General features: G+C 62.2%; 18 protein-coding genes, 2 tRNA genes and 1 pseudogene. 3 read left to right on the top strand and 18 right to left on the bottom strand.

Annotation, left to right across the window (positions count from 1 at the left end):
* Window positions 1-8 precede the first annotated feature (8 nt).
* From B5F28_RS05755 to B5F28_RS05800, 10 genes are all read right to left on the bottom strand, one after another.
* Window positions 9-530, bottom strand: coding sequence for a prepilin-type N-terminal cleavage/methylation domain-containing protein (locus B5F28_RS05755; protein WP_087294247.1), 522 nt, complete (start codon window positions 528-530; stop codon window positions 9-11).
* Window positions 514-831: a hypothetical protein gene (locus B5F28_RS05760; RefSeq protein WP_087294249.1), complete on the bottom strand. Its 318-nt coding sequence runs from the start codon at window positions 829-831 to the stop codon at window positions 514-516. The genes B5F28_RS05755 and B5F28_RS05760 overlap by 17 nt, the downstream gene beginning before the upstream one ends.
* Entirely contained in the window at window positions 828-1,352 is a 525-nt protein-coding gene (locus tag B5F28_RS05765) for a hypothetical protein (RefSeq protein WP_087294251.1), read from the bottom strand. The genes B5F28_RS05760 and B5F28_RS05765 overlap by 4 nt, the downstream gene beginning before the upstream one ends.
* 26 nt (window positions 1,353-1,378) lie before the next feature.
* The gene (locus tag B5F28_RS05770; RefSeq protein WP_087294253.1) at window positions 1,379-3,586 is read right to left on the bottom strand and encodes a bifunctional diguanylate cyclase/phosphodiesterase; all 2,208 of its coding nucleotides are present in this window, start codon (window positions 3,584-3,586) and stop codon (window positions 1,379-1,381) included.
* 32 nt (window positions 3,587-3,618) lie between these two features.
* On the bottom strand, window positions 3,619-5,604 hold the full coding sequence (locus tag B5F28_RS05775; RefSeq protein ID WP_087294255.1) for a GGDEF domain-containing protein: 1,986 nt from the start codon (window positions 5,602-5,604) through the stop codon (window positions 3,619-3,621).
* A gap of 439 nt (window positions 5,605-6,043) precedes the next feature.
* A complete protein-coding gene (locus B5F28_RS05780) occupies window positions 6,044-6,196 on the bottom strand; it encodes a site-specific integrase (RefSeq protein ID WP_158097529.1) in 153 nt (50 codons plus the stop codon).
* 659 nt (window positions 6,197-6,855) lie between these two features.
* Complete coding sequence (locus tag B5F28_RS05785) at window positions 6,856-7,572, bottom strand: tyrosine-type recombinase/integrase (protein ID WP_158097530.1); 717 nt, start codon at window positions 7,570-7,572, stop codon at window positions 6,856-6,858.
* Window positions 7,573-7,797: 225 nt separating this feature from the next.
* Entirely contained in the window at window positions 7,798-9,258 is a 1,461-nt protein-coding gene (locus tag B5F28_RS05790; protein ID WP_143424695.1) for a C69 family dipeptidase, read from the bottom strand.
* A 254-nt stretch (window positions 9,259-9,512) separates the two neighbouring features.
* A tRNA-Ser gene (locus B5F28_RS05795) sits at window positions 9,513-9,602 on the bottom strand.
* Between the two features lie 91 nt (window positions 9,603-9,693).
* A complete protein-coding gene (locus B5F28_RS05800) occupies window positions 9,694-10,782 on the bottom strand; it encodes a M24 family metallopeptidase (protein WP_343212744.1) in 1,089 nt (362 codons plus the stop codon).
* Between the two features lie 215 nt (window positions 10,783-10,997).
* Between B5F28_RS05800 and B5F28_RS05805 the strand changes: the two genes are divergently transcribed.
* The gene (locus B5F28_RS05805; RefSeq protein ID WP_087294261.1) at window positions 10,998-11,909 is read left to right on the top strand and encodes a magnesium transporter CorA family protein; all 912 of its coding nucleotides are present in this window, start codon (window positions 10,998-11,000) and stop codon (window positions 11,907-11,909) included.
* A gap of 60 nt (window positions 11,910-11,969) precedes the next feature.
* Here B5F28_RS05805 and add read toward each other — a convergent pair whose 3' ends face one another.
* Window positions 11,970-12,965, bottom strand: a complete 996-nt coding sequence (gene add, locus B5F28_RS05810) for an adenosine deaminase (protein WP_087294263.1) — start codon at window positions 12,963-12,965, stop codon at window positions 11,970-11,972.
* Between the two features lie 263 nt (window positions 12,966-13,228).
* On the opposite strand from add, the gene B5F28_RS05815 reads away from it, so the two are divergent.
* Complete coding sequence (locus tag B5F28_RS05815; RefSeq protein WP_087294266.1) at window positions 13,229-14,446, top strand: NAD(P)-dependent oxidoreductase; 1,218 nt, start codon at window positions 13,229-13,231, stop codon at window positions 14,444-14,446.
* A gap of 137 nt (window positions 14,447-14,583) precedes the next feature.
* Here B5F28_RS05815 and B5F28_RS05820 read toward each other — a convergent pair whose 3' ends face one another.
* The 3 genes from B5F28_RS05820 to B5F28_RS14700 form a co-directional block, all read right to left on the bottom strand.
* A complete protein-coding gene (locus tag B5F28_RS05820; RefSeq protein WP_087294268.1) occupies window positions 14,584-15,816 on the bottom strand; it encodes a glycerate kinase type-2 family protein in 1,233 nt (410 codons plus the stop codon).
* Window positions 15,817-15,931: 115 nt separating this feature from the next.
* Window positions 15,932-16,017: transfer RNA gene (locus tag B5F28_RS05825), tRNA-Tyr, on the bottom strand.
* 5 nt (window positions 16,018-16,022) lie between these two features.
* Complete coding sequence (locus tag B5F28_RS14700) at window positions 16,023-16,175, bottom strand: hypothetical protein (RefSeq protein ID WP_158097531.1); 153 nt, start codon at window positions 16,173-16,175, stop codon at window positions 16,023-16,025.
* Window positions 16,176-16,259: 84 nt separating this feature from the next.
* Here B5F28_RS14700 and B5F28_RS05830 point away from each other — a divergent pair, with 84 nt between their 5' ends.
* A complete protein-coding gene (locus B5F28_RS05830; RefSeq protein WP_087294269.1) occupies window positions 16,260-17,630 on the top strand; it encodes a citrate/2-methylcitrate synthase in 1,371 nt (456 codons plus the stop codon).
* A gap of 86 nt (window positions 17,631-17,716) precedes the next feature.
* Here B5F28_RS05830 and B5F28_RS05835 read toward each other — a convergent pair whose 3' ends face one another.
* The 4 genes and pseudogenes from B5F28_RS05835 to B5F28_RS14705 all read right to left on the bottom strand — a co-directional run bounded on the left by B5F28_RS05835 (window position 17,717) and on the right by B5F28_RS14705 (window position 24,871).
* Entirely contained in the window at window positions 17,717-18,376 is a 660-nt protein-coding gene (locus B5F28_RS05835; protein ID WP_087294271.1) for a carbohydrate ABC transporter permease, read from the bottom strand.
* 113 nt (window positions 18,377-18,489) lie between these two features.
* Window positions 18,490-20,973 carry a polysaccharide lyase family 8 super-sandwich domain-containing protein gene (locus B5F28_RS15360; protein WP_343212745.1) on the bottom strand — a complete coding sequence of 828 codons (2,484 nt, stop codon included), beginning with the start codon at window positions 20,971-20,973 and terminating at the stop codon, window positions 18,490-18,492.
* Window positions 20,950-24,660, bottom strand: a pseudogene (locus B5F28_RS15365) (polysaccharide lyase family 8 super-sandwich domain-containing protein); the annotation flags it as partial. The gene B5F28_RS15360 and the pseudogene B5F28_RS15365, both read right to left, overlap by 24 nt.
* Window positions 24,605-24,871, bottom strand: a complete 267-nt coding sequence (locus B5F28_RS14705; RefSeq protein ID WP_158097533.1) for a hypothetical protein — start codon at window positions 24,869-24,871, stop codon at window positions 24,605-24,607. The pseudogene B5F28_RS15365 and the gene B5F28_RS14705, both read right to left, overlap by 56 nt.
* Window positions 24,872-24,896: the final 25 nt, after the last annotated feature.

The raw sequence follows: 24,896 nt of genomic DNA on the forward strand, positions 1-24,896 counted from the left end.
ACTTTCCCTCAGCTGTTTACCGGCAGCACCCAGAATTCCTGGGACTCCCAAACGCTATCGTCCACCGTCACGTCCACCCGGCAGGAAAAGCCCGCCCCGCTGCGCTCGCACAGCGCCAGCTGCACCTGCATGCCCTGGCCCAGGGTCTGGGCCGTCAGCAGCGGCGCGGCCTGGTCGCCCGCCACCAGCCAGATGGTGGGCGAGCGGTTCTCCAGCCGGACCTGGCCCTTCCAGCGGACGCTGTAAAAGCTGACGGCCTGCTGGTCCTGGCTGTCCGGCTGGGACTGGGGGGCATCGGCCGCCCAGCGCAGCTCTTCGGTGACGGCGGTCACCGCAGTGGACAGCACCAGCTGGGCGGTGGTGCGCAGGGTCATGCGCTCGTAGGCGTTCTTCACCACCATGGCCCCGCCGGCCATCAGCGAGGTGAGCATGCCCAGCACCAGCAGCGCCGCCATCAGCTCGGTGAGGCTGAAGCCCCGCCGGTCGGCCATGCGCCGGCGCAGCCGGGCCGGTTTAACCCACCGTTTCATACATCCAGATCCCCTGCTGCAGGCCCCGCACCTGCACCGGGATGCGCACCACCTGGCCCTGGGCGCCGGTGAGGTAAAGCCCCTCGTTGGCGCTCAGCAGCCCCGCGGTGCCCTCTTCCAGCCGGTTGATCTGTTCGTACAGCGCCCGCAGCGCCTGGTCCGAGCGGGAGGCAATGTTCTGGGAGGTGGTGAGCATGGACGCCAGCATAGTCAGCGCCAGCGCAATGATCAGCAGTGCGGCCAGGGTCTCGGCCAGGGTTTCGCCCCGGCGTTTGGCCAGTCGTTTGATCAGGCGGTTCATTCCTTGGTAATCTCTCCTTCCAGCCATTGCAGGGTGCCGTCCTCCTGCTCCATAACGGGCAGCCGCAGGGTGTAGGCGCTGCTGCCGCAGCACACCTGCACCGTCAGCCGGTAGCCCGCGTCCATGGAAAATTCCACCCAGCCCAGGCTCTGGCGCACCCGGTCGGTCAGATCGCCGCCGTGGCTCAGGCCCCAGCGCTGCTGCGCCGGCTCGCCGGTGCTGCGCACCTGGCTGACCAGGCCGGCCAGCAGTCCCTGCAGGGTGTCCTGCTCCGCGTCGGGCTGGTCCGGGCCGTCCCCGTCCACGGTCAGCCCTTCCAGCTGGTCCCGCAGCACCCGCACCGTCGAAAAGGCGGCGTAATATTCGGTCTTGTCTTCTTTCAGTCCGTTCAGCCGGCCGGCCGAGGCGGTGGCCGCCGTGATCAGCACCGAGCCCGCCATGCTGCACAGCAGGATGACCAGCAGTGCGAACAGCAGCGAGGCCCCGGCCCGGCTTTTCAGCTTTTGGTTTATGTATCCCATGGTCTCTGTCTTTCCCCGCTGGCGGCTCACTGCAGATACTGGTCGGCAAAGTCCTGGCAGGACAGCGGCTTGGAGAAGTAGTAGCCCTGAATGGCATGGCAGCCCAGGCCGCGCAGGAATTCGTACTGGCTCTGATCCTCCACGCCCTCGGCCACCAGCTCCAGCTGCAGCGCGCGGGCCAGCTCGATGATGAACCGGATCATCTGGTCGCCCTGTTCGGAGCCGATGCGGTCCACAAAGGATTTGTCAATCTTGATGATGTCAAAGCGCAGATCGTGGATGGAGGACAGGGAGGAATATCCCTTGCCGAAGTCGTCCAGCACGATGGTAAAGCCCAGGGAGCGCATGCGCTCCACCACGTCGCGCAGGCCGTCCTCGTCCTTGACCAGGGCGCTCTCGGTGATCTCCAGCTGGATGGCCTGCCTCTCCAGCTTGTACCGGTTCAGCACCCGGTCGATCTTGTCCACAATGTCCAGGCTGCTCAGATAGACGCGGGACAGGTTCACCGACACCGGCGGGCACTGGATGCCCTGCTCCCGCCAGTCCCGGATCTGGCGGCACACGTCCTCCAGAACCATCTCGTCCACCTCGCCGATGATGCCCATCTCCTCGCAGTCGGCGATGAAGGCGCCGGGGGGCAGCACGCTGCCGTCCGGCCGGCACCAGCGGGCCAGGGCCTCGGCGCCCAGCAGGCTGCGGGTCTGGGCGCAGAACTTGGGCTGCAGCCAGGCCTTGAACTCCCGGTTGGCAATGGCCTGCCGGATGGTGTTCTGCTGCTCCTTTTTGCGCTCCATCTTCTGCTGCACCTGGGCGCAGTAGACGCCCACGCCGCTCTCGCGGGGGGCCTCAAAGCAGGCCATGCGGGCCCGGAACAGGGCCTCCTCGTCCGGCTGGACGCCGTCCGGCAGGCGGTAGATGCCGCAGCGCAGCTTCACGCCGATCTCGTTGTTGTTGAAGGGCAGCAGGGGCAGGTCGGCGCACAGCGTTTCGGCCTGCTCCAGCAGCTGGTTCCAGTCCTCATATGGGGACAGCACCACAAAGGAATCGGCGGTGTCTCGGGCCAGCGTCCGCCCCTCTCCAAAGACCGCGCTCAGGTGCTGCGCCACGTGCTTGAGCACCTGGTCGCCGGCCACCGAGCCGTACAGGTTGTTGATGTTCTTGAACTGCTGGATGTTGAACAGCAGCACGGCCACCCGCTTGCCCTTGCCGGGGCCCAGGGTGGTGAATTCGCCCATGGTCTCCCGCAGGTAGAAGTGGTTGTGGATGCCGGTGCGGGCGTCCACATAGGCCAGCTTGCGCAGGTGGCGGTCGTTCCGGTCCATGATCAGGTTGAGGAAAAACAGCCCCGCCAGGCCCGCCACGGCAAACACCACGGACAGCACCTGGATCACCTTGAACTGGGTCATGATGCCGCTGTCCAGCGCGTGCTCGGGCACGCCGGTGACCAGCCACAGATCGTCGTAGCCCAGCCAGCTCACGTTGATGTAATGCCGCTCGTCCTCGTTCACCAGCAGGTTCACGCTCTCGGTCTTGCCCGCCAGGCAGTCGCGCAGCTGGTTGAGCTGGTCCACATTGCCCGGGTTCTGGTACAGCAGGGTGCAGAAGTTGGTCACCTCCACTCCGTCGCTGCGGGTGGTCAGGACCACGTCGCCGTCCTGGTTTACCACATAGGCGTAGCCCTGCTCGTGAAAGCTGGGCACCTGCATGCTGGCAAAGAACTCGTCGGTCTCAATGGTGCCCAGCAGGGTGCCGATCACGGCGCCGGAGTCGCTGCGAACGGGCACGCTGCACACGTTCACCTTCTTGCCGTCCCGCATGTCGCACAGGGTCTTGCTCACCCAGTTGAAGCCCTGGACGCTCATCTGAAAGTATTCCCGGCCGGTGATGTCGTAGCTGGTGTCGGTGCTCATGCGGGCCATGCCGTCCAGGCCGGTCACGCCGATCTCCCGGAAGCCCAGCACGTTGGCCACCGTGGCCAGATCGTCGATCGCCACCCCCTGGGGGAAATCCTCCCGCTGGGCCAGGCCCTGGGCCACCCGCTCCAGCTCCTCCATCTTCTGGTTGATGGAGTAGCTGACCACGTAGCGGTTCTGCCGGGCCAGATCGGCCAGCGTGCTGAACAGCTGGCTGTGAATCTGGCGGCTGGCCGCGTTCCACAGCAGCCCGATGAACAGGATCATGGGCAGGTAACAGAGGAACAGGATCGTTTTTCGGTTTTTCTCAAATCGCTTCACTGACACTCTCCCATCTCGGGAAACTGCCGGAGTTATTGCTCGCCTCTATACAGAGCTGCGCGCCGGGCGCACACCGCGCGGCAGTGGATGCACTCCTTGCGCATGCAGCTGTTTCCCTCTTCGTTGATGTAAAAACTGTTTTTTCCCTTCTGCTTGGCCACATACATGGCAGCATCGGCCAGCTGATACAGGGTGTCGTAATCCGCGTGCTCCTTGTTCAGGATCGCGGCGCCCACGCTGATGGACAGGCGGTAGGCCTGGTATTTGTCCGCCAGGCGGGACCGGCTGTTTTCGATCAGCCGGTTGATCTTGTCCCGCAGCACGTCCATGTCCACTGCGTTGGGCAAAAAGACGGCAAACTCATCGCCGCCCATGCGGGCCTTGATGTCCGAGGCGCGGAAGCTCTCGTTCAGCAGCTGGGCAAAGCGCACCAGCACCCGGTCGCCTTCCAGGTGGCCCTCGGAATCGTTGACCGACTTGAAGTTGTCCATGTCGATGCTCAGCAGAACGCCGTGGGGCTCCTCCTGCTCGTTGATGTGGCGCACCACCGTGTCCCGCAGGTACTTGCGGTTGTACAGGCCGGTCAGCGAGTCCCGCACGCTTTCGCCCTGGGCCATCTGCAGCTGTATGCGCAGCCGGGCCTCGGTCTGGCTCTCCTCGGTGATGTCGTACAGGAAGCCGTACATCACCCCGCCGCTGCGCACCCGGTAGCTGCGCACCACCCGGCCGTCCTTGCCGCGGAGCAGGCCCTCGGTCTCCATATCGTTCTGGTATACATTCTTAATAATGTCCACCGCTTCCTCTTCGGTCATGCCCATCATTTCCAGGGCATGCTCGGAGAAGAAGCACTGGTTCAGGTCGGCACAGTATTCGTAGGCCTCCATCTTCACGCCCAGCTGATCCACAATGCTGGACAGCCGGATGGCACCGGAGCCGATGACCTTGACCAGCTTTTCCAGGTTTTTGCTCAGCTCGGCCACCTCCTGGGTGTAGCCCTTGGGGAACTGCACGTTGGCGTCGCCGTGGATGAATCGGTTCACGCTGTCGTTGATCTGCAGAAGGTGCCGGAGCACATAGCGGTTCAGGCTGTAGAACACCACAACGGACACGATCAGCAGCACCAGGAAGATCACCGCGGCGATGCCCAGGGTGTATTCCATCACCCGCTTCTGGATGCTGGTCATGTCCGAGGCGAAGCAGACCAGGTAGGGCCCGTGGGCTTCGGCGCACAGCAGGTAAGCGGTGCCGTCCAGCTTTTCGATGCCCGGGTCGCCCACCCGGCGCAGCAGGGTGTCCAGCCGGTTGTCCATCTCCACCGTCTTCTGGTTGTTGCGGGTGATGGCCAGCAGCTCGCCGCTGGTGGCGTCCAGCACAAACAGCCGCCGGTTGGACTTGGTGGGAATGTTCTGCACGTAGGAGAACAGGCTCATCAGGCCCTGGTAGCTCTGCTGCACCTCTTCGTCCACCTTGATCTGGACCACATAGCCGTTGGGGCCGTTCATGCCCAGATACACGCCCCGCTCACCGGTGGTCACCGCCACGCCGTCCAGCAGCACGTGGTAGCCTTCCTCCTCCCGGTCCTCGATCAGGGGCAGGAAATCGGCGGTCTCCTTGTGCTCGTAAAAATTCAGGCCCAGACTCTGCTTGTCGTTGGTCTGCGCGATGACGCCGCTGGAGTCGATCACATAGATGGCCCGCACCTCGGCGGTCGCCAGGATCTGCGTCCACTCCTGGTCGGGCACCCGGGAATCGGTGAGCAGGTAGTCCCGCAGCAGGTAGTTCACAAAGTTCAGCCGGTTCAGGTAGTCCTCCACAAAAAGCTCGGTGGCTTTCTGGTTGGCTTTATCCAGCTCGTTCAGGGTTTCGGACAGCTGGGCAATGGCCTCGTTGCCGGTCTGCTTTTCGGCGTTGAGCTCCTTGCGGTAAATTGTTGCATAAAATACGCTGGTCAAAATGGTAACCGAGATCAGAAACACTGAAATCAGCAGCACCAGGACTTTTCCACAAAGTTTTTTCATTGTACTTTTGTCCCACACTCCTCAATGCGTCCCGCAGGAAACACAGACGCTGCGCGTTGCTCGTGTAGCAATCTTGCGTTCTCCGGTTACCTTCTTCGGGCAAATATCTTTCCAAAACGAAATCTGCATTTTGACGTGCAGAACGGTCTGTCAGTGATACAAAATCTGCATTTCGACGCGCTTAAAAGCGCGAAAAAATCCTCTTCCCAGGAAGAGATGATTAAATTCTATCATTCGTGAGGGGATTCGTCAATCTTTTATAACTTAACAATTTTGGTTTCCGTTCAAAACCGTGCAGAAAATAAAAGCCACAAACATCTTGTTTTTGTGACCTTTGTATATTTTTGTATTTTTTGCTTTTTGGTGTATACAATCGCCCACTGAAACATGGACAATTGTCTTGTCGCAAATGTCGTTTTGACGAAATGCAGATTTCGTCCTAAGTCATCAGCCCAAGCCGTTCCATCTGGCGCTGATGATCGGTCCCGGAGGTGACCAGATCGATCCGGGTGGTCTCAATGGACGAGTGGCCCATCACATCCGCCAGGCGGACGATGTCTCTGCAGTCCCGATAAAAGATCGTTGCAAACAATGGCCATAGGTAAGCCCTTGCGCCTGCCGCTCCGGCTTTTCCCCGGCCCCACACCGGACGTGCGGCTTTCACCGCATCCGGCGTTCCCCTGAACGCGCGCCGCTCGGGAATGCGCCCGCGCTTCCGGCTCGAGGCCATCCCTCCGTCCCCATTACAGGAACTTCCCCGGTGCGACCTCTGCTTTTCCGCAGCGGTTCAGCGGCTTATCGTTCTTCGTCCGCTTCGCCCCGCCGGGCGCCGCTGCCTTTCCCCGTTCCGGCGGTCCTATCTGTACATATGCCCTTAGGTGCCCGGCTTTGAGCCCCATGGCTGGATCGCGCCCGCAGCGCGATATGGCCCTTCATAGCCACCGGTTTTACTGAGCCACACCATGCCGGCGCATCGCTGCGCCGCCCACCGGGCCCGTGACTTCGCCGGTTCGTCAGCCCCCTCGGGGGCATGCTCACCATAGGCACTTTCTAGACCCCCGGCATATCCGCCCCGGCCTTGCCGGCCGGGCATTGTGCCGCCTTCACCGAGCTTCGGACCCGGGCGGGCCGCTGCCCGCCCCGCGCCCGTCGGAGTCTCAGGGTCGGCGTTTCCGGGCGTTGCTCCCTCATTCCGCCGATCGGGCCGCCGGTTCTTCCGGTCCGGCCGCAGCCGGCCCGGCGCTGTGCCTTTTATGCGGCAGAACGGGTCGCACGGTGACGCAGATTGTGTGGGAACACCTTGGCGGCCGATACCCCCGCCCGGCTGCACAGCCCCTTCATCTCGGCCCAGATCTGCTGGCGGGTGAGCTGGCGGCCCCGGCAGGTGCAGAAGATCGGCCCCTCGGTCCGGCCCGTCCGCCGGGCGTAGGCCAGCAGCTTGTCCTGCAGCCGGCTGGGAATCAGGATCTCCCGCACCTTGCCCTTCAGCAGCACCCGGGCGCGGCCCTGCCGGGCGCTCTCCACCGTGATGTAGCGCACCTCCGACACCCGGATGCCGGTGGAGCAGATGGTCTCCATCAGCAGGCCGATGCGCTCCCGGTGGGCCGCCTTGGCGGTTTTCACCAGCTGCAGATACTCGCTGCGGTTCAGCTCCCGGGCCGGGTCCCGGAACATCCGGCGCTGAATCTTGAGAAAGCGCACCCGGTAATGGTTCCAGCCCAGGTAGCGGAACAGCCCGTTCAGCGCCGCCAGCATGGAATTGATGGTGGTGGGCGCATACTGTGCCTGCAGCAGGTGCTCCTTCCAGCCCTTGGCCGACTCCGGCGTCACCGGCGCCCCCTGCTGCCAGCTGGCAAAGGCGCGCACATCCCGCAGATATTTGGCAATGGTGCCCGGGCTGCGCTCTTCCCGGTCCAGATACCGTCCATAGGCCTGGATCATTGCCTCGGTCACTGCACGTTCCCGCATTCTTCTCAGCCTCCTTTTTTGTGTGATCAATGCGGCAAAGGCCCTTCCCAGGGACCTTATCGCCCGGGAAAGGCCTCTCTCGGCTTCATTATAACACGGCGCAAGACCTACCGCTTCGGTATGGATTATCTTGGCAGCTGGGGCCGGCATCCCTTGCGGCGCCCGGAACGAAAAAAAAGCAGCATCGTCAAAACCGATGCTGCTTTCTTGTTGTGTCTTGGGGGCTCAGTTGTCGCCCCGGTGGTAGCGGATCTTCATGTGTTCGGAGGCGTTTTTCAGAATCAGGCCCAGCGCCTTGTCCGACTCCTCCTTCACCATCTCGGCGATCCTGCGGTTGGCTTCCTTCAGAATCTCCGCCGGCTCGCCCTGCCGGATCCTCTCGTCGTACTCGTACAGCAGCTGCTGGCCCCGGTTCATCACGGCGTTCAGATACCGCTCGTCAAAGATCAGGGCGCTGCCGAAGTGGGCGTCGGTCAGCGCGGCGATGATCCGGCTGTGCCAGTACATGCTGTCGGTGGAGACGGTTTCGGTGGTGCCGCTCAGGTATTTGGGGAACTCGGTCACATTGGCGTAGACCGGGAAGCAGGCCGTGAAGCCGCTGCCGCCCATGGACAGCCACTCCACGCCCTGGACCGCCGCGGGCAGATCGCCGCGGATCTGCATAATGCCGCAGACGTCGCTGTTGGGCACGCCGATGGTGCGGTACCTGCCCTTGCAGGCGGCGGTCTTGTCGTAGGGGTTGTAGGGGGTTCCCTGGTAATAGGACCCCAGCAGATACCGCACATCCTCCACCGTCACCTTGTGCTCCGGCACGAACGACCAGGGAATGTCGTTGCTCTGGGGGGTGAAGTCCGCGTTTTCCCCGTCCCACTGGTGGGTCCGGGGCAGGAAATACCGGGCCATGAACCAGGCGCGGGGGGTGTTGTAGATATGGTCCGCGTCCGAATGGGAGCCGAAGGCCAGCCGCGGGTTGAACGCAGCGCCCGTATCCAGTGCCAGGCGGTACTTTTCCACGAACTCCCGCAGATCCTGGGAGCAAAGGTGCTCCTTTTTCTCCCCGTAGGCATCCGCAAAATCAAAATGGTCCAGGCCGAACTGGTTGGGCATGATCACCACCCGGTCATCCGGCACCCGCCGGGCGATCCAGTGGTGGCCGCCGATGGTCTCCAGCCACCAGATCTCGTCGGCGTCCGCAAAGGCCATGCCGTTGGGCTCGTAGGTGCCGTACTGCTCCAGCAGCGCGCCGGTGCGCAGCACGCCCTCCCGGGCGGAGCGGATGTAGGGCAGCACCAGGGTCACCAGGTCCTCCTCGCCGATACCGCCGGGAACCTCTTTGCTGCCGCGGCCCTTCTTTTCCTGGTAGCGGACATAGGGGTCCGCGCCCACAACCCGGGGATTGCTGGTGATCGTCTCGGTGGCGGTCATGGCCACGTTGGCCTCGTTGATGCCGCAGGCGGGCCAGACGCCGTTGGTCTTGGACACGTTGGGGCAGTCGGTGTAGCGCAGGGCCTTTTCCGGCAGCGCGACGGTCAGGTGCGAGAGGACCGTCCGATAGGTGGCCGCTCCCTCCCGGGCCGGGTGGACCAGAAGGCGCTTGGCTTCAAACCCGCCGTCGTCATTGCGGGCAATGATCGTGGAACCGTCGTGGCTGGCTTTTTTGCCAACCAGAATCGTGGTACAGGGCATATGGTTCTCCTTTATTCTGTAAATCCGTTTTCATGGGGTGCCGCTTCGCAGCAACGTTGCTTGCCATGGGGCATCGACAAAAACCACCGGTTTTCGCCCGGATGCGACGCCTTTATCATAGCACGGATGCGTCAGGGTTTCCAGCCCCGGCACGCCGCCGGGTTTCCGGTTTCTCCGGCCCGATTCCCGGCCGGACCCGCACAGCGCCTTTTAACAAAAAAATTGCCGCAAGCGAACGGACGCTTGCGGCAATCTGGCGGAGAGTTAGGGATTCGAACCCTAGGTCGGTTTTACCCGACACGAAATTTCGAGTTTCGCACCTTCGACCACTCGGACAACTCTCCAGATTGGATTTGCATCGTCTATTATAGCAAAATCCCGGCGGCGCGTCAATTTGAAATTTGCGCGCCGCCGGGATTTTTTCTCTTTTTGCTTTTAGCCGATCAGGCTCCAGTGCTTGTTCACCTGGTTGAGCACCTCGCAGCCGTCGGCGGTCACCAGCACCAGGTCCTCCACCCGCACGCCGAATTCGCCCGGCAGGTAAACGCCCGGCTCGATGGAGAAGATCATGCCCTCCTCGGCCACCAGCGGGCTTGTGCTGCTCACGTCGCCCTGCTCGTGGTCGGTCTGGCCGATGAAATGCCCCAGCCGGTGGGTGAAGTATTCCCCGTAGCCCTCGGCGGCGATCAGATCCCGGGCGGCGGCATCCAGCTCGCTCAGCTTCACGCCCGGCTTCACCAGCGCCTCGGCGGCCTCGTTGGCCCGGCGCACCAGATCATGGATGGCGGCATACTTCGGGTCCGCCTCTTTGCAGAAGTAGGTGCGGGTCATATCCGAGCAGTAGCGCTGCTTTTTGCCGCCGATGTCCAGCACGATGCAGTCCCCGGCCTTCAGGCGGGTCTCATCCGGCATATGGTGAGGGTCCGCTGCGTTGGCCCCAAAGGACACGATGGGCGCAAAGGACACATCCTCGCAGCCTAGTTCCTTATACTGGGCCAGAACGAAGGCCTCGCCCTCCTTCTCGGTCATACCCTCCTTCAAAAAAGCCGCGGTGCGGCGCATCACCTCGTCGTTCAGGCGGGAGTTCATGCGCATCAGCTCCCGTTCGGCCTCGTCCTTGCGGGCGCGGGCGTCGTCCACGCAGTCCGAGGCCAGGCGGCACTCCATGCCCGGGCAGGCGGCCATCAGAGGCAGCAGGAACCGGGCGGGCCACTCCTTGTCGATGCCCAGAGGCTTTGTCTTGTCCACCCGGGCGGCGATCATGCCCACGCCGTCGTCGGTGTCGGTCATCCACACCGCCTCGCAGGGAGGATTCGGCACATGGAACAGCCGGTTCAAAAACAGCACGCTGCCCTCTTTGCGCAGATACAGCGCGAACAGCCGCTCGTAGGGCTCCACGTCCACCCCGGTCAGGTACCAGACGCTCTTGGGATCGCTCACGATCATCTGCTCCAGCCCCTGGGCCTCCATCGCGCCCAGCACCCGCTCCCGGCGGGCCTTCCAAACCTCTTCCATGGTTTTCATTGCCTCCTTGCATTTGCGGCCCTCCGGGCCGCTGTCCAAATCATTATCTCCATCATAATCACCGGGCGGGCTGCTGTCAACGCCCGCGCTTTGCCCCGCCGGGCAGAGCGTGTTATAATAGATCATAAGCCAACACCGCACGATTCACGGCAAACGCCTCAGACGGAGCATCCCGCCGGAATGCTGCGGCATTGCTCAAAAGGAGGCGCTGTGTTATGCCTTATTATCAACTGTCCGCCCCGCTGCAGCCCCTGACCGCGCCGCCTGCTGTGTGGGACCGGGTGCTGGCGGTGCTCACGCCGGAGGCGGCTGCTTGCGCACCTCTGCCCGAGCAGCTGAAGCCCCCTGCCCATTTTGCCCAGCCGGACCAGCTGCGCTACTGCCGGGTGGACTTCGACGCCGGGCGCATTCTGGGCGCGCTGCACATTCCCGCCCGGGCCAAACAGCCCGCCAAAAGTCTTGCCTTCGTGTGGGAGGGCTCCAACGTCCTTCTGCTGGCCTCGGAGGAGACCGGCACGGCGCTTTTGTCCCAGGTGCTGGCCATGCGCCCCCACGATCAGGGCGGCGCGGGGGATTTTCTGGTGGACCTGCTCACCGCCCTGATTCAGGACGGCCTGCCCTACATCCAGCAGCTGGAGGAGCGGGCCGCCCAGCTGGAGCAGGAAATTCTGGCCGGTCATACCGACCGGTTCATCCACCGGATGAGCGCGCTGCGCAAGGAGCTGAACCGGTGCAACCGGTTTTACGCCCAGCTGAACGACCTGGCGGACACCCTTCTGGAAAACGCCGAGGACCTGCTGGGGCCGGAGAGCGCCCAGCGCATGGGCCACTTCGGCCGCCGGGTGGAGAGCCTGCGGGCGGAAAGCCAGATGCTGCGGGAATACGCCAGCCAGATCGCCAGCGAATACCAGGCCCAGATCGACATCGGGCAGAACCGGATCATGAAGGTGCTCACGGTGGTGACCACCCTCTGCCTGCCCCTTTCGCTGATTGCCGGATGGTACGGCATGAACTTTGCCCATATGCCCGAGCTGCAATGGCCCTATGGCTATCCGGCGGTGATTCTGGTCAGCGCCGGAATTCTGCTGGGCAGCCTGTGGTATTTCCGCAAAAAGAATTTCTGGTAATTCCGGAAAACGCGCAAGAGGTGCCGGCCCCTTCGGGCCCGCACCCCTGTTTTTTGTGGTTTATTCCTGCCCCTTGGCCCACAGCGTTTCCAGCCGGGCCATCAGGGTTTTCTTTTCCGCCTCGCTCACAAAGGCGCTTTCCAAAGCGGTTCGGTCCATGCGGTAAAACTCCTCATCGGTAAAGCCGAACCGCTCCGCCAGCACCCGGTGCTCGTTGGCCAGGGTGGTGGCCGAGACGGTGGGGTTATCCGTATTCACGGTCACCCGCAGCCCTGCCTGCTGGAATTTGCGGATGGGATGCTCCGCCGGGTCCGCCACCGCACGGGTCTGCACGTTGCTGGTGAAGCAGCATTCCAGCGCCGCGCCGCTCTCCCGCAGCCGGTCCATGCACTCCCGGGAGCAGATGGCCGCGGTGCCGTGGCCGATGCGTCTTGCTCCGAAGGAGAGGGCGGTGAGGATGTTCTCCCAGCTGCCGCACTCCCCCGCATGGATGGTGAAGGGGATGCCCTCCGCCTTTGCCCGGGCAAACAGAGGCCGGTACTGCTCCATGGGCACCATGCCCTCGGCCCCGGCAATGTCCACCCCCACAACGCCCTGGCCCAGATACCGCCGGGCGGCCTCCAGGGTGGCTGCATGGTCCTTGTCGCCGCCCACCATGAAACAGAGCAGCAGGCCGATGCCGATCTCCGGGTGCTCCTTGCGAGCGGCCCGAATGCCCCGCAGCACCGCCTCCACCGCCTGCTGCTGGGTCAGGCCTTTCGTGCAATGGCTGGCGGGCGCAAAGCGCAGCTCAGCATATACCAGACCCTGCCGCGCCAGGCGGCAGACCAGATCAAAGGCGCAGCGCTCCAGCGCATCGGCGTACTGCAGGACCCGCAGCGGGATATCGAAGCATTTCAAATAATCCACCAGATTCTCGCACAGCGGCTTTGCGGCCAGCGCCCCGGCCAGGTCCTCCGGCACTTTTTGTCCCTGTTTTATCAGGCACTCCCGTGCAAAGGCCTCGGTCAGCGCCCCGTCCAGATGCAGATGCAGCTCCACTCGTCCCGGATACATTCGTTCTCCCGTCCCTTCTCATTTTGTTTCAGCCCGCTCGGTGCCGGCACAGGCCTGTTTTTTTTGCCTATTATACCACAGGGATATTCCCCGCTGCCAGCGCCCGGGCTTTTATTTTATTGCACATTCCCTCACCCCATCCGTGCAGCTTTGGCCGCTTTGCGTGCCCCGGCCGTACGGCTGATCCATTGCCCGCCGCACCCCAGCTTTTGCCGGGGTGCTTTTCCACTTTCTGATACCAAACAATAAGGAGGACCCCCATTATGGCCATTCATGTGGTAAACGAAGCCCGGCGTTGCCTGAACTGCAAGGTGCCCCAGTGCCGCACCGGCTGCCCCATCAACACCCCCATCCCAGACATGATCCAGCTGTTTCTGAACAGCCAGCTGGACACCGCCGGCAAAATGCTGTTTGAGAACAACCCCCTGAGCGTGGTCTGCTCGCTGGTGTGCGACCACGAAAAGCAGTGCGAGGGCCACTGCGTGCTGGGCCGCAAAAGCGCCCCGGTGCACATCTCCAGCATCGAGAACTACATCTCGGACAGCTACCTGGACCGGATGAAGATCCAGCGCGAGGCAAACAAGGGCAAGCGGGCGGCCATCATCGGCAGCGGCCCCGCGGGCATCACCATCTCGGTGCTGCTGGCCCAGAAGGGCTACGACGTGACCCTGTTTGAAAGCCGGGAGAAGATCGGCGGCGTGCTGCGCTACGGCATCCCCGCCGTCCGGCTGCCCAAGTCGGTGCTGGACCGCTACAAGGACCAGCTGATCAAGCTGGGGGTAAAGATCCGGCCCAACACCGCCATCGGCGGTGCCCTCACGGTGGACGACCTGCAGCGGGACGGCTACCAGGCCATCTTCATCGGTACCGGTGTATGGCGGCCCAAAAAGCTGGGCATCCCCGGCGAGAGCCTGGGCCATGTGCACTTTGCCATCGACTATCTGGTGAACCCGGATGTGTACGAGCTGGGCAGCGAGGTGGCGGTGATCGGCGCGGGCAACTCGGCCATGGATGTGGCCCGCACCGCCCTGCGCAAGGGAGCAAAGCATGTGACCATCCTCTGCCGGGCCGACAAGCCCGCCGCCAGTGTGCGTGAGGTGGACTACGCCCTGGCCGACGGGGTGGAATTTGTCTACGGCATCCACAGTGAGCGCATCACCGATCAGGGCGTGGAATACCGGCAGGCCACCTTCGATGAAAACGGCCAGGTCATCGAGATGAGCGAGCCCGCGCTCTTTTTTGCCGACAGCGTGATCATCGCGGTAAGCCAGGGCCCCAAGGACAAGATTGTGAACACCACCACCGGCCTGAACACCACCAATCACGGTCTTCTGGCCACCGACGAGACCGGCCACACCAGCCGCCCGGGCATCTTCGCCAGCGGCGACGTGGTGCTGGGCGCCCGCACCGTGGTGGAAGCGGTGAAGTATTCCAAGACCGTAGCCGCCGCCATGGACGAATACCTGCAGAGCCTGGGCTGAGTCCCGTGCCGCACACAGCGGCCCTTCCGCAGCTTTACAAAACACAAAACAAAGAACGCCCCGGCCTGAGCCGGGGCGTTCTTTATTGAAAAAATAGAAGGAAGGAACGGAGCCCTCTGCTCGCCTGTACGCCCGGTTCAGCGCACCAGCACCAGAGCCACATCGTTCACATTGGTGCCGGTGGGGCCGGTCACGATCAGCCCGCCGGTTTTTTGCAGGGCATGATAGGCATCGTTGCTTTCCAACACCTGGTGAATGGCCAGTCCCTCGGCCAGCAGTGCGGCCCGGGTGCTTCCGTCCACATAGCCGCCCGCGGCATCGGTGGGACCGTCGGTGCCGTCGCTGCCCACGCTGAACACCGCCGCATTCTCCATGCCCGCGATGCCCTCGGCAGCGGCCAGGGCAAGCTCCTGGTTTCGGCCGCCTTTGCCCTTACCAGTCAGCTTCACCACCGTTTCGCCCCCGGCGATAAAGGCCATGGGATGCTCGGGGTGGGCGTGGGTCCTGGCGATGGAGGCCAGAAAACTCCCGGCTTCCCTGGCCTGACAGCATAACCGGTCGGTGAGGAGCACCGGCTCATACCCCAGCTGGCGGCAGACCCGGGCAGCGGCGGCGCACAGCTGACGCACACTGCCGGTGATCTGTGTCTCCACATTATCCAGCTGCTTGGGAGTTTCCTGTTTGAGGCATTCCAGAGCCGCGCCGCTCAGGGTCAAACGGTACTTCTCCACCACCGCCAGCGCCTGAGCGCAGGTGGAGGAATCCGGGCAGGCGGGGCCGGAGGCGATCATATCCAGCGGGTCACCCAGAATGTCGCTGAGCACCACCGCGAATACCCTGGCCGGTGCGCACAGTCGGGCAAAGCGCCCGCCCTTCACCGCGCTCAGCCGCTTGCGCAGGGTGTTCATCTCCACGATGTCCGCCCCGCAGGCCAGCAGCTGACCGGTGATGTCCTGCAGCTCTTCGCCGCTCACCAGCGGCTTTTCAAACAGGGCGCTGCCGCCGCCGGAAAGCAGAAACAGCACGGTGTCACCCTCGCCCGCGTCCTTCACCAGGTCCAGCGCGGCCTGGGTGGCGGCAAAGGAGTTCTCATCCGGCACCGGGTGGCCTGCCTCGTAGCAGGTGCAGCGGGGAATGGGGCCTTTCACGTGGCCGTATTTGGTCACCACCACACCGGCACAAAGCCTGTCGCCCAGCCGGGCCGCGGCGGCGCCGGCCATCTGCCAGGCCGCCTTTCCCGCCGCCACCAGCAGCACCCGGCCGGAAAACACCCGGCCGCTCAACGCGCGGTGTACCGCCTCGTCCGGCAGAACCGCCTGGATGGACCGCTCGATGATGGTATTCGCATCGCTGCGCAAGCTGCTGTTCATAACACATTCCTCGCTTTTCGATCGTATCAATGCCCACCGTCTGTGGTGCTGCAGGAAAAACTTGAATCCGGCAAAGCAAAAAGCCTTGCAGAATTGCTTCTGCAAGGCTTTTTGTTGGTGGGAGCGGGTGGATTCGAACCACCGAAGCAAAAATGCAACAGATTTACAGTCTGCCCCCATTGGCCGCTCGGGAACACTCCCACATATCAGTTATTTACTTTTGCCTCATCGCTGAGTGCTTGATTATTATACCAAGCGTTTTCGGAAAAATCAACCCCTTTTTTAAAAAAAATCAAAAAATTTTTCACGCCCATTTTGGGGCCTTTTTTCGGGGCTTTTTTCTTCGGTCTGTTCAGCACGCTACTTTTATGCTATACTAAACAAATAGGGTTTCGCCCTGCCTGCACGGCGGCCCCCACCCCACGCAAAGGAGGCACACTGCCATGGCTGAAATTTCCGAATATTCCCGCGTCACTCCCGCCATCGAGCGGCTGGCACAGGTCTGCCTGGCCAACAGCCAGATCAACCGGGACGACTACATCCGCTACAATGTCAAGCGCGGCCTGCGCGACCTGGACGGCACCGGCGTGCTGGCCGGTCTCACCGAGATCAGCGAGATCATCAGCAGCAAGACGGTGAACGGCGAACCGCAGCCCTGCCCGGGCGAGCTGTATTACCGGGGCTACTCCATCCAGCAGCTCACCGACGGCTTTCTGCGCGACGGCCGCTTCGGCTTTGAGGAGACGGCCTATCTGCTCATGTTCGGCCAGCTGCCGGACGCTGCCCAGCTGGAGCAGTTCAACCGCCAGCTTGCCTTTTACCGCAGCCTGCCCACCAACTTTGTGCGGGATGTGATCCTGAAGGCCCCCAGCGCGGACATGATGAACACCCTGGCCCGGTGCGTACTCACCATGGCCAGCTACGACGAGCGGCCGGACGACATCAGCCTGCCCAACGTGATCCGTCAGTGCATCGACATGATCGCCATCTTCCCGCTGATCGCGGTCTACGGCTACCAGGCCTATAATTACTATTTAAACGGCAAGAGCCTTTACATCCACACCCCCCGGCCCGAGCTTTCCACTTCGGAAAACATCCTCACCCTGCTCCGGCCGGACGGCCAGTACACGCCGCTGGAGGCCCGCATTCTGGATCTGTGCCTGGTGCTGCACGCCGAGCACGGCGGCGGCAACAACTCCACCTTCACCACCCACGTGGTCACTAGCTCCGGCACCGACACCTACAGCTGCATGGCGGCCGCGCTGGCCAGCCTGAAGGGGCCCCGCCACGGCGGCGCGAACATCAAGGTGGTGCGCATGTTCGAGGACATGGAGGCCAATCTCACCGACTGGGAAGACGAGGACGCCATCAAGGATTATCTGGCTGGTCTTTTGGCGGGCGAGCGGTTCGACAAAAGCGGCCTGATCTACGGCATGGGCCACGCGGTCTACTCGGTCAGCGACCCCCGCGCCCAGATCCTGCGCGGCTTTGTGGAGCGGTTGAGCGACGAAAAGGGCCTGCACAGGGAATACGCCCTGTATGCGGCGGTGGAGCGGCTGGCTCCCCAGGTCATTGCCCAAAAGCGCCGCATCTACAAGGGTGTTTCCGCCAACGTGGACTTCTACAGCGGCTTTGTATACCGGATGCTGGGCCTGCCCACCGAGCTGTTCACCCCGCTGTTCGCCATGGGCCGTGTGGCGGGCTGGAGCGCCCACCGCATGGAGGAGCTGATCAACATGGGCAAGATCATCCGCCCGGCCTACCTGGCGGTGCAGCCCCGCCGGGAATACATTCCGTTGGAAAACCGTCAGTAAATCGATCCGCCCCCGTTCCCTGAATTCAGGGAACCGGGGTGGATTTCTTTTTGCCGTTTACAGCTGCTCCATGGGGATTTCCATAATCATGGCGGTGCCCCATTCCTTTTTGCTGATGATGCGCAGCGTACCGCCCTGCTCATACATCTGGATTCGGGCATAGATATTGTGCAGGCCGATGCCGGTGGACGCGCGCACCTTGCCCGCCTGGGACGCCCGCTCTCCGGTGACCATCTGATGGAATCAGGAATGGCGATGAAGGCCTGACGCAGCATGAACACGAAGTACACGTCCACCGCGGCGGGCAGCACCAGGGACCACATGGTGTTCAGGATGCCCAGCTCCTTGAACAGCATGTAGCGGGGCATGATCATCACGTCGCTGGGGATCATCAGACCGGCCAGCAGCACCAGGAAGATCTTGTCGCGGCCGGGGAATTTCACCTTGGAGAAGCCGTAGGCGGTGAGGGTGATGATGAAGAACTTCAGCACCAGGGTGCACACGGTCATGACAACGGTGTTCATATACCACTGGCCAAAATCAAAGTAGGGGTTCGCGAATACGGTTTTCATGTTCTGCAGCGTGAAGTGTTCCGGAATCAGCTGCAGGGGAGTGCTCAGCACTTCACCGGTGGGCTTGAAGGCCGAGGAAACCGTAAACAGAAACGGATAGATGCATACCAGGCCAAAGAGAACCAGCACGACGGTGATGATCCACTTTGTGACGATGCCTTTTTTCTTGGTCATAAGATTACCCTTCCTTTCCGGCTTAGTAGTTCACCCATTTTTTCTGACCGCGCCACTGGATCAGGGTAATGGCCATGGCCAGGGCGATTACTCGTTTCATGTTCGTCTTCCTCCTAAATCTGTTTCATAAAAGCAGGCCTTGCGGGCCGCTCTCTCTGTTGCAAACCCATAATAACACAGCTTTTGCCGCTCTTAAATAGGCAGAATTTTGCTTTTTTATCGGCTTTTTTTGCCGGCAAAAATCGCCGATGCGGCAAAAAGCAACCACACAACCGATCGGGCGTATCCGGAACAAAATCCCCCCATAAAGTACAAATCCTGCCGATTGCGCATCTTCTTTCCCCCTGGCTATAATGGAACCAACCCATACCCAAGGAAAGGAATCCCTTCCCATGGACCGAATTCACCAGGCGGTTTCCGTTGTGCCCTCGCCCCGGCAGCTTGCCTGGCAGCAGATGGGATTTTACGCCTTTGCTCATTTTGGAATGAACACCTTCACCGGCCGGGAATGGGGCGACAGCGCCTGCGGCGAAGTCAAAAACGGCAAAACCCAGGCATACGACTGGGAAGGCTATTACCAAATCATCCGCCGCGCCCAGCCAAACGCGGTGATCAGCGTGTGCGGGCCGGATGTGCGCTGGTGCGGCAACGAGGCCGGAGCCTGCCGCCCGTCCGAATGGAGCGTGGTCCCCGCCGCTGCGCGCCAGAGTTTCCTTGCCGTTGACCAGCAGCTGGTTGGCGTTGTCGGTCTTGCGGTTCTCCACAATGGTTTCCACGGTGTCGCCCTCGGTGGACTGGATGCCCGCGCCCAGAGCGACCACCTGATCGCCGAAGGCGAACCAGGACTTCTTGCCCTCCAGATCGGAATAGTTGGACTTGAAGTCCTGACCGATGGAGGCGTAGTTTTCCACGCCTGCGGTGGAACCGCCCACCCAGTCGCGGTCGTTGGTCTTGATGCTGAAGCCTGCCAGATCCTGTGTCACATGGTTGGTGGTGATGCCCGGCAGACGCAGCGGGTCCACGGTGGCCCAGTAACCCTTGTCGTGCTGAGCCTGATCGCCGTTGTACAGCTCCAGCACACCGTCGGACTGATACCAGCCCTTCAGGTTCTCGCTGTTGCCGCACTCGGTGGCGCCGTTGCGGCTGGAGAACATGCTTACGCCCAGCGCAAAGCCATCGCTCTGCACGACCACCTTATCCATGGAGCCGTAGATCTTGGTGTACACTTCCGTGTCCAGAGGAATGCTCTCGTCGGCCACGATGTTCTTCACCTTCACCAGCGAGGAAATGGACTTCAGGCCGTTGTAATAGCTGGTGGAATCGTAGGCAACGCCCAGCATAGCCTGGGTCTTGGCGAAGGAGAGCAGCTCATCCCGGTACTCCTCCGGCGCACCGTCCACCAGACGGATGATGGCATCCATGGCGTAGCGGCCGGTGGTGATGTTGCTGCGGTTGAAGCGGGAAACGCTGCGGCCCTGCACCATGTCAAAGATGCCGCCGTCGGCATACAGGGGCCGGTAGCCGTTCAGAATCCACTCGTAAACAATGTTCGGGTCCGCATCGGTGCAGGCCCAGGGAGTGTTGTTGGTCAGCACGCTGATCTCGGTCACCGCGCGCAGCTTCTCCACGCCGTAAGAGCCACTGTAGGCAAAGTTGCCGTGCTGCTTGAAGGAGCCGTCATCGTAGAAGCCGTCACCGCTGGTCACGTACTTCAGCTCATTCACCATGGTGTCGCTGGCCTTGAACATGGAAACGGTGTCGCCCATGGCAATGCCGTTCAGCAGGGTGATCATGGCCATCTCGCTGCCGTTGGCGCCGGTGGCGGAGCTGCGGGTGGCGCGGCCGGAGGAACTGCGGCCCCAGTAGTAGTTCACATCGGGGCTCAGAAGCATAATCATGTTGTGCAGACGGGACTGGGTGACCTCATCCAGCTCGTCATGCATCAGCAGCGCCACGGCGGTCAGGTCCTTGGGCACACCGATGGACCAGTCCCACCAGTTGGCGAACACCCGGTCGTGGTAGTTCAGCACGTTGGGGAAGCCGCTGAACAGGTAATCGATGCTCAGATCGATGGCCTTTTTCAGCGTTTCGTCCTGGTAATAGCTGCAGCCCTCGGACACATAGGCCAGCACCATGCTCTTGATGCGGGTGGTGGTGGAGGTCAGGTTGGCGCTGCCGTCGGTGTTGCTGCTGCCCTTGTTGGCCCAGTCCAGCTGAACGTCGATGTCGTCGAACAGGTTGCTGCCCTTGCCCGCGTTCCAGTTCAGATGCTCCAGAGCGGTCTTGGCATTCTGCTCATACTTGGCCATGTAGTTCAGGTAGTCCGGGTCGGTCTTGTCGGTCATGTCGTTGCCGGTCTGGGCATTGATGTAGTTGGTGCGCATGGATTTCAGCGCATCCTGCTCGTTCTTGTCCAGATCGGTATAGCCCAGAGTCACGGTGAAGGTGGCACCCTTCGCGTCCTTGGTGTTGACGGTGAGCACCGCGCCCAGCTTGTCGAACTCGGCGGTCACGTTGGGGTTGCCCTCCACCAGGGTCAAGTCGTTGCCGTAAATGCGGAAGGTCAGGCTGTCGTTGTTCTGGAGCACGTCCGCCATGCCCACGGTCATGGTGTGGTTGGAGGGGTCCTTCACCAGGGTGACCGAGCCCTTCACGCCGCCCACATCACCGATGCGCAGCTCGTTGGAGCCATGGTCACCCCAGAAGATGTAGCCGGTCACACCGGCCTTGTTGTCCCGCACGGCCTGCACAAAGGTGGAGTTGCTCAGCACCTGGATATCAGGGTTTTCGGCGTAGGCCTTCACCTCATCCTGAGTCTTGCTGGGCAGCAGGACATAGTCGTAATTCTCCTTCTTGAAGGAGTCCATCCGGTTGTCCACGTTCTCGCCGTGGGGAACCGCCAGGCTCAGATAGCTGCGGGTGATCTCCTCGCTGCTCACGCCGGAGGAGCCGTTGACATCCGCCCAGCTGCCGGTGCGCTCCTCCCGCAGCACGTTCACATCGCTGCCTTCGGGGAAGTAGTAGCCCATGGAATCGCTGCCCACGTTGCCCTCCATCCAGGCCCAGGACACATCGGTCAGCGCTTCGCTGTCGCCCATGCCGGAGGCAACGGTCTTGCCGTCCACCACCAGCTGGTTGTCGCCGTTGATCTTCTTGTTGTCCACAATGGTCTCAGTGGTCCGGTCCTTGTCGATGCCGGTGATGCCGGCGCCCAGGGCAACCACCTCGTCGTCAAAGACGAATCAGGCCTTGCGGGCGGTCAGATCCGGGTTTTCGGAGTCATCCTTGCCGTAGTTCTTGAAGTTCATGGCCACGCTGGCGTAGGGACCCACGGTGCTGCCGCCGTTGTAGTTGGCGTTGCCGGTGTATTTGCCCCAGGCCTGCTGGGTATCCAGCGTCCAGGTGTTGTGGTCGGTGGTGATGCCGGGCAGACGCTGGGGGTCTACGGTGGCCCAGTAGCCGTCGGAATACTGGCCCTGGTCGCCGTTGTAGAGGAAGGTCACGCCGTCGCCCTGGTGCCAGCCCAGCAGGTTCTCGTTGTTGCCCACCTCAAAGCGGCCGGTGCGGGCGGAGGAATAGCTGATGCCCAGGCTGAAGTTCTCGCTGTGGGCAACGAACTTGTCCATCACGCCTAACACCTTGGCGTAGCAGGCCTCGTCGGCATCGGTGACCTGCGCGGGGATGCTCTCGTCGTTGACGATGTTCTTGGCCGCCACCATGGAGGCGGGGGCCATGTCGCTGTAGAAGGTATCGCTGTAGTCAGCCCCGGCGATCAGATTCTCCTTGGCGAAGGTCTGAATGGGCAGCTTCATTTCCTCAGGAGCGCTGCCCGCCAGCAGCACCACGGCCTCCAGAATGCTGCGGCCGGTGCTCATGTCGGTGTGACTGGGCCGTGCCACGCTCCGTCCGGCGGTCAGGTCCATCATGGCGCCATCCGCAAACATGGGCCGGTAGCCGTTCCAGATCCAGTTATACACCTTGGCGATGGATTCCTCCGGCATGTCCCATGCGGTGTCGCTGGACAGATACACGATCTTTTCGATGCCCTTCAGCAGGGTGGAGCCGTAACCGGCGGTATAGCCCAGGTTGCTGTGCTGAATGAAGGAGCCGTCATCGTAGAAGCCGTCACCGCTGGTCACGTTGACGGTGAGGGTGGCGGTGTGCTTGGTGGCCAGACCGATGCCCTCCTGATTGTTGCCGATGGCGGAGCGCAGGGCTGCCACCAGGCTGGTATCCGCCAGGTTTGCGCCGGTCTGCTCATTGTAGGAGCCCCAGACATTCACGATCTTCGTGGGGTCCTCGTTGAAATGGCGCAGGGTGGCGTACTCGGCGTCGATGAACTCCTTGTCCAGCTCGCTGTACATCAGGATCACGGCGCTGCCGATGTCCTGGGGGATGCCGATCCACCAGTGCCACCAGTTGCCGTAGATCTGCTGCAGGTTGTAGTTCTCGTTGTAGACATGGTCGTGATACCAGGTCAGTGCATCCACAATGTCCCGGCCCAGGGCCTCGTTGTGATGCAGCTCGCTGCCCTCGGCGGCCCAGCCGCGGGCCATGTCCAGAATCCGGGTGCTGGCGGTGTTCAGATCCGCGGTGAGGGCCGCGTTGCTCTGCCCCTTGCCCGGGTATTTGATGGTCAGGTCCAGATCCTCCCACAGGGTGGTGCGGTCGTCCTCTCCATCGGGCTTTTTGACCATGCTTTCCCATGCGGCGCTGGCCTTTTCCATATAAACAGCCATGGCTGCCTTGTAGTCCGCGTCGGACTTGTCGGCGCAGTCATTGCCGGTCATGCGGTCGCTCCAGCGGTTGCGCATGGTCTCATACATCTCCATCATGGCGGGGTCGTCCACCGTGATGGTGCAGGTCACGCTGTGATCCTCGTCCATGGCGGCGGTGATGGTCACCACACCCACACTGTGGATGGTCACCACGCCGTTTTCCACCGTGGCGATTGTCGGATCGCTGCTGGTCCAGGCCAGCTTGGACAGATCCACCTGGTCGGAATCCGCCTTCACGTTCAGGGTGAGCACATTGCCCACCTGACCGGTCAGCTCGGTCTGGTCCAGAGTGAGCTTGTAGTCCTCCACGATCTTCAGGTCCTTGACCCACAGATCACCGGTGAACTTCTCAAAATAGACCTCGACCTTCACCCGGTCGGCGTTGTCTCCGGCCACCTCGGCCAGATCGCGCAGGGGCCACTCGTACAGCACCCAGCCGCCGGTGGTGCCCTTCACCTTGTAGCCGTCGCCCAGGTTCTTGTTGGCGCCTGCGCCCACCTGACCGCGCATGTACAGGCCGGTGCCGCTCACGTTCTCGGCCTTTACCCACGCACGAAGCACGTAGTTCTTCTGGTAGTCGAACCCGTACAGCTTGGTGTTCATCAGGGCATAGCGGGCGGATGCATCCTCACTGTGGCAGTGGATGGCGGACTCGCCCGTCTCATCGGGGGTCACCTCCAGCCAGAAGGTTCCCGTGGCGGGGCTGGCATCCCAGGCCTCGGGCAGGTCGGAGGGCAGCACGCCGTCCTTCCAGTAGCGAACGGTGGTGGCCTGGGTCTTACTGAAGTCGGTCTGCCAGATCACCGGCAGCTCCGTCGGGTCCTCCGGCTCGCCGCCCTCGCTCTTTACAGGAACCAGCTGCAGGTTGTCGATCCACACCTCGCCGGTCATGGAGCAGGCGTACAGCTCCACCTTGAGCATGCCCTCCTTGTCCTCGCCCGCGGCGGCGGCCTTCAGACCCTCCAGCTTGATTTCAAAGTCCACCCAGCCGTCGCTGGTGCCGTTGGCCGGAGTGGCGCCGGTGAGCAGCTTATTGCCCTTGTCGCCCACCTGCACCTTGATCAGATTGTCGGTGCCGGTGGGGACCATCTGAAAGTTGCTGGTCTTGACCCGCATTTTCAGCACGTAGTCCTGCTCGTAGTCCAGATTCTCGAACCAGCGGAAGAAATCCGTTCGGCCGGTGGCGTTTTCGCTCTTCACATAAACGGTATTGCTGCCACCTTCGGGCACCACCTCAAACAGCATGTTGGGCGATACCGTGGCGGGCCAGATGGATTCCACCCAGGCCTCCGGCATCACGCCCGCCGGCCAGTACTGCTTCACCTGCGCGTTGGTGATGGTCTTGGTCTGCTCAAATCCGTCGTACCAGCCCATGGCCAGCGCGTCGCTGTCCACCCAGCTCAGGTCCTCCTGAGCGGCAGGCTGTTCCGGCTGCTGCTCTGCGGGCGCCTCAGGCTCTTGTTGAGACTCTTCCTCCTGAGGGGGCTCGCTGACGGCCGGATGCATCGGCTTCCGGTTCGCCGGCAACCGATGTGCTTGCGGCCGGTTCACTGCTGGCAGGCTCACTGCCGGCAGACGCGCTGACCGCAGGCTCGCTGCCCACTTCTGCCTGCAAGGCGGCGTCCGCTGCATACACCAGCGGACTGACCACACTGGAAGCAGTCATGGCCGCTGCCAGTGCCAGGGCAGCGCATTGCTTTTTCCAATTGCTTGTCATGTGATTCTCCTCTCGCGCCGGGGCT

Origin of the sequence: Gemmiger sp. An194, from assembly GCF_002160145.1 — a bacterium.
GTDB lineage: Bacteria > Bacillota > Clostridia > Oscillospirales > Ruminococcaceae > Allofournierella.

Bases quoted from the DNA above. Each gene is read 5' to 3' on its own strand.
- B5F28_RS05755 (WP_087294247.1), bottom strand. From the start codon at position 530: ATGAAACGGTGGGTTAAACCGGCCCGGCTGCGCCGGCGCATGGCCGAC.
- B5F28_RS05760 (WP_087294249.1), bottom strand. From the start codon at position 831: ATGAACCGCCTGATCAAACGACTGGCCAAACGCCGGGGCGAAACCCTG.
- B5F28_RS05765 (WP_087294251.1), bottom strand. From the start codon at position 1,352: ATGGGATACATAAACCAAAAGCTGAAAAGCCGGGCCGGGGCCTCGCTG.
- B5F28_RS05775 (WP_087294255.1), bottom strand. From the start codon at position 5,604: ATGAAAAAACTTTGTGGAAAAGTCCTGGTGCTGCTGATTTCAGTGTTT.
- B5F28_RS05785 (WP_158097530.1), bottom strand. From the start codon at position 7,572: ATGCGGGAACGTGCAGTGACCGAGGCAATGATCCAGGCCTATGGACGG.
- B5F28_RS05790 (WP_143424695.1), bottom strand. From the start codon at position 9,258: ATGCCCTGTACCACGATTCTGGTTGGCAAAAAAGCCAGCCACGACGGT.
- B5F28_RS05800 (WP_343212744.1), bottom strand. From the start codon at position 10,782: ATGAAAACCATGGAAGAGGTTTGGAAGGCCCGCCGGGAGCGGGTGCTG.
- B5F28_RS05805 (WP_087294261.1), top strand. From the start codon at position 10,998: ATGCCTTATTATCAACTGTCCGCCCCGCTGCAGCCCCTGACCGCGCCG.
- add (WP_087294263.1), bottom strand. From the start codon at position 12,965: ATGTATCCGGGACGAGTGGAGCTGCATCTGCATCTGGACGGGGCGCTG.
- B5F28_RS05815 (WP_087294266.1), top strand. From the start codon at position 13,229: ATGGCCATTCATGTGGTAAACGAAGCCCGGCGTTGCCTGAACTGCAAG.
- B5F28_RS05820 (WP_087294268.1), bottom strand. From the start codon at position 15,816: ATGAACAGCAGCTTGCGCAGCGATGCGAATACCATCATCGAGCGGTCC.
- B5F28_RS05830 (WP_087294269.1), top strand. From the start codon at position 16,260: ATGGCTGAAATTTCCGAATATTCCCGCGTCACTCCCGCCATCGAGCGG.
- B5F28_RS05835 (WP_087294271.1), bottom strand. From the start codon at position 18,376: ATGACCAAGAAAAAAGGCATCGTCACAAAGTGGATCATCACCGTCGTG.
- B5F28_RS15360 (WP_343212745.1), bottom strand. From the start codon at position 20,973: ATGGCGGACGTGCTCCAGAACAACGACAGCCTGACCTTCCGCATTTAC.
- B5F28_RS14705 (WP_158097533.1), bottom strand. From the start codon at position 24,871: ATGACAAGCAATTGGAAAAAGCAATGCGCTGCCCTGGCACTGGCAGCG.